Origin of the sequence: Bacillus sp. GMa5/1 (assembly GCF_050172015.1) — a bacterium.
Lineage (GTDB): Bacteria > Bacillota > Bacilli > Bacillales > Bacillaceae_G > Bacillus_A > Bacillus_A cereus.
The window spans coordinates 1-3,851 of record NZ_JBNLYC010000286.1 but is presented as its reverse complement, the minus strand read 5'-3'; the positions used below and the strand labels follow the sequence as shown (position 1 = coordinate 3,851).

Genomic DNA, 3,851 nt, shown 5'->3' with positions numbered 1-3,851 from the left:
AGTGTATATCAAAAATGAGTTTCCTGAATACTTTCGAAATGGAACAGTAAAAAAACAGTCTCAGTACATCAAAGTTGATTTAGAACACATTATGAATACCTTAAAACCTGGACAGGTGTGAATTTAGGGTAATATCATATTTTCCATTCAAATATGATAGAATAGAAGTATATCCAAAACGGAGGAATAACAAATGAACTCAAACACAAAACAGTTTATTTATGATATCCAGCAACGAAAGAACAATTATATAGAAAATGCTTTAATAGCAATACAACACCCTAAAAAAGAGCAATCTGAACAGGTCATTCAAAATATAGTAGAGAAGATGGATATGATGATTAGTCTAGTTACTACGTACATGAGGATTGAATCTGGATCTACGGAAGAATTAAAAGAACTTCAGAAAGAAATTATCCATGCTCAAGCATATATTCAAAAACGAAAATTTGAAGAAACACAGAGATAAAACCCTGTGTTTTTATTTGATTATTGTTTTGGCATAATCCATACAATTTGTTGAATGCGTACAATATATGGCACCGTATCTTCAATGAGCAAATGATCTGGTTTCACATCCTTTAATTTCCCTCTTATATTTCCTCTTACAGTTTCAATAACCACATGTTTACCAATTACTGATTGTAATGTCTGATATACATAGGGATTAGGCACACTTACCATATTTTGTTTACTAAAGTCATTTCCCTCCAAATAACTCATTCTATAAGACTCCTTTCTAACTTGCATTCTTTCTACTAATATATGATATAAATCTTATAAATATGCTAGAAGGATAATTCATTATATGGACGGAAATAACATTTTAATAGGGTACGGTTTCTATTTCTACATTGCTAAAAAATTATTTATATAAAGTTACTTTTACTAGTTAATAGGAGATGATAAAGGGATATTTTGAATATACATCTAGGTTGTTCCTTTCTGGTTATGTATCATTTTAAATACGCCCTTTATTAGAATAGTGCTCATACTTTTTTTGAGATTCTTTCGTAATACGTGCGTTAAGTAAAATTGCTAACAATAAAAATACTCCATATTTTCCCCCTGTAGCTCCTATGATAATCACACTACTACAAACAAGTACAATTAATAGGATAAACGAAACTAAATAAATACGATCATAATTTTTTGACATCTTCTCGTATTTTATGCGTTTTTTCCTTGCATCCATTTTAATTCCTCCTTTATATGATCCATTTCACTCTCAGATAAATCTCGCCCTAAAAAAAGAAACAATCTATCGTTTTAAATAATTAGTTTGTTTTTTTATCAACTAATTTATATAACGTAAAAAGAAATCCTACCAATATTAAGCTTTCCACCATGATAATTTCCATCCTCTCCTTCCTTTTAACCCCAACACATCAGATAAAAGTTATTTATATCCCATATTGGCTGCAACAAACAAAAAGGATCCCCCTTCTCTTAAAGGCCGATCCTTTTCTCCTTGTATGCAACTATTTTTACCTATTCTTGATTAATTAGAATAATAGCTGGTCCATCTACACGAATTCCACCAACTTCGATTTTTTCATAAGACTCAACTGTAATAGAGATGATCCCTTCTCGCTTCTTTAATTCATTACTTAATTCTTTTGTTAACATTTTTTTCATGTGTGTACTCCTTCTTACTGCTTAATTTACTATTGGTATGTAAATAAAATTTAAATTGGTTTCCTGGTCTGGAAACCAATTTTTTGTAGTTGACCATATGGTGTTACCAGTTCGTTTATCAATTTTAAGTAAAGAAGATAAACAATTACTATTCACCGGCTCAGTAGATATAAGGCACTCTTAAAGATAGTGGTGAGATTGATTGTTTTTTCTTCTAGAAATAATGACTTAGATAGTATATTACCTAAAACAATGAAAGCCCTACCTCTCTTTCATCCTTACTGCTCCTTGTCCGTGCCAGTGTGAATCAGGATTGTAAAAATCAAGTGACTATTTAATCTAGTTATTTGATGAAACTTCAAACGTTCGTAAAAGAAATTTAAAAATAAAAATGGATTAGATTGAAGTAATAACAAAAGAGGTATCTACTCTAAAAGTGAGTTGAAGAAATTGAATATCTTTGAAATACTTTCCTTTTAATAATCATCATATACCCAGAGAATTCAGGATATTTCCGAGGGATGTCATACAGTATTTATAATAAATCTCAACAGAAACTTTTTATTTGTTTTTCAGTGATTCCTTTAATTAATTCTAGCTCACTGACCAAAAATTTATATGCATCATCCAACAATTTTTTTTCGCTTGTATTCAGTGCTTTTTCCTTCTTTATACGGATTAAATCACGTATAACTTCAGCACCTTCTTGTATTTCACCCGTTTTTATTTTATCTGTGTTTACTTTATACCTTTGTTTCCAAGGCATTAATTCGCCTGATTCTCCATGCTGAAAAATGTGTATAATGCGCGTTAATGTAAGTATATCAATAACTGGGCGTATATTCGAACTCAATATTTTGCCTTTAGGAATCATGATTTGCATATTACTAATGGACATTTTTATGACATAATAAAGTTGCTTTTTCCCTGAGAACTCTTTTTCTTCTATGGCTTCAATTATACCTGCTCCGTGCATTGGATAAACAATGTTATCCCCAATTTGAAACATATAACCCACCTCCATATGTGGTAACCTTCTCAAGCTTAACACATATGTTATTTTTTATCAAAAATTCAATAATATCATGAATTTATTTTTGGTGTCAATAACTTTTTTCTTCGGAAGTTAAATTAAGGAAAACAGCCGCAAAATAATAGAGAGCGTTCTAGATTTCAAATAAAAGAAAGGGAATTCCCACGCGTATATTCTGAAATCTCTACTCATTAACGTAGATCAGTTTTTCCTTGAAAACGGCCAAATCGATCCCGTATTTTTTTCAATCTTATATGATACTCCAAAATCTCAATTCTTGCTTTTTCTGCTAGAGGGGCAATTGGTCGTAAGTCTTTTAACCCCCAATACTCAACCACTACATCAAGTACTTGATCAAAATATTGTAGTGGCCCATAGTTTGCTTCTTTTGCAATCACAGCCATTCTATTTTCAAAATCAGGCATGACGGCACCTGGCATTTTAAAATTCCTAATCACATTGGCAATATGGTAGCAATAATTTGGTTCCAATTCTAAATGTGTTCGAATAACGTCTCGATAAAACGCATAATGAAGTGTTTCATCTTTTGCAAGACGGCGTAATAATGTAGCCAGATCTGGATCATGCTTACTTGCCACCTTAGCTACATTATTGTAAAACACCATTGTTGCAAGTTCTTGTAGCGTCGTATACGTCATGGCTTCGATTGGTGTATGAAAATCAGGCTCAAATCCACACTCAACGACTGATTTTCTTAATTCATGTATACGTTTAGGGTTTACACTTCGAGTGAGTAGTAAATATGTCTCTAATAAATTCGAATGTTGATCCTCTTCTGAGGTCCAAGTATGAATAAAGTCTGTAATAACAGAAAGGGAACCTTTAAAAGTCGCAGATAAATACGTTGTAAACCATGGTAAATTCACTTCTGTTAATAAAGCTGTTTCAATGGCCGTAATTACACCAGAAGGGAGAGTAACTTGACTTTCATCCCAAGGAACTCTTTTAAAGTCCATTCCCTTATCCCATGGTAAAAACTCATGATAACCCCAGTCTATCTTCTGCGCTCTTATTTTATGTTGTTCATACAGTTCTTTTAAACGTGGTTCTAATCGGAAATCTAAATCATTTGTTAGCATATAAGTGCCCCCTTTTCTTACCATGAATATTCAGCTTATTTTTATCTCTAAAAATTTTCTACAAATAAATATTACTTTCC

At 31.8% G+C, this 3,851-nt stretch carries 6 protein-coding genes; 1 reads left to right on the top strand and 5 read right to left on the bottom strand.

Annotation, left to right across the window (positions count from 1 at the left end):
- Window positions 1–193: 193 nt before the first annotated feature.
- On the top strand, window positions 194–469 hold the full coding sequence (locus ACQGSG_RS27415; RefSeq protein WP_001087712.1) for a hypothetical protein: 276 nt from the start codon (window positions 194–196) through the stop codon (window positions 467–469).
- A gap of 20 nt (window positions 470–489) precedes the next feature.
- Here the strand turns inward: ACQGSG_RS27415 and ACQGSG_RS27410 are convergent, their stop codons facing one another.
- From ACQGSG_RS27410 to ACQGSG_RS27390, 5 genes are all read right to left on the bottom strand, one after another.
- A complete protein-coding gene (locus tag ACQGSG_RS27410) occupies window positions 490–723 on the bottom strand; it encodes a YuzF family protein (RefSeq protein ID WP_000120818.1) in 234 nt (77 codons plus the stop codon).
- A 238-nt stretch (window positions 724–961) separates the two neighbouring features.
- Entirely contained in the window at window positions 962–1,195 is a 234-nt protein-coding gene (locus ACQGSG_RS27405; RefSeq protein WP_000340044.1) for a hypothetical protein, read from the bottom strand.
- Window positions 1,196–1,491: 296 nt separating this feature from the next.
- Window positions 1,492–1,638, bottom strand: coding sequence for a BC1881 family protein (locus tag ACQGSG_RS27400; RefSeq protein ID WP_000738548.1), 147 nt, complete (start codon window positions 1,636–1,638; stop codon window positions 1,492–1,494).
- A gap of 547 nt (window positions 1,639–2,185) precedes the next feature.
- Window positions 2,186–2,647 carry a CarD family transcriptional regulator gene (locus ACQGSG_RS27395; RefSeq protein WP_000486298.1) on the bottom strand — a complete coding sequence of 154 codons (462 nt, stop codon included), beginning with the start codon at window positions 2,645–2,647 and terminating at the stop codon, window positions 2,186–2,188.
- A gap of 215 nt (window positions 2,648–2,862) precedes the next feature.
- On the bottom strand, window positions 2,863–3,771 hold the full coding sequence (locus ACQGSG_RS27390; RefSeq protein ID WP_000957101.1) for an acyl-ACP desaturase: 909 nt from the start codon (window positions 3,769–3,771) through the stop codon (window positions 2,863–2,865).
- Window positions 3,772–3,851: the final 80 nt, after the last annotated feature.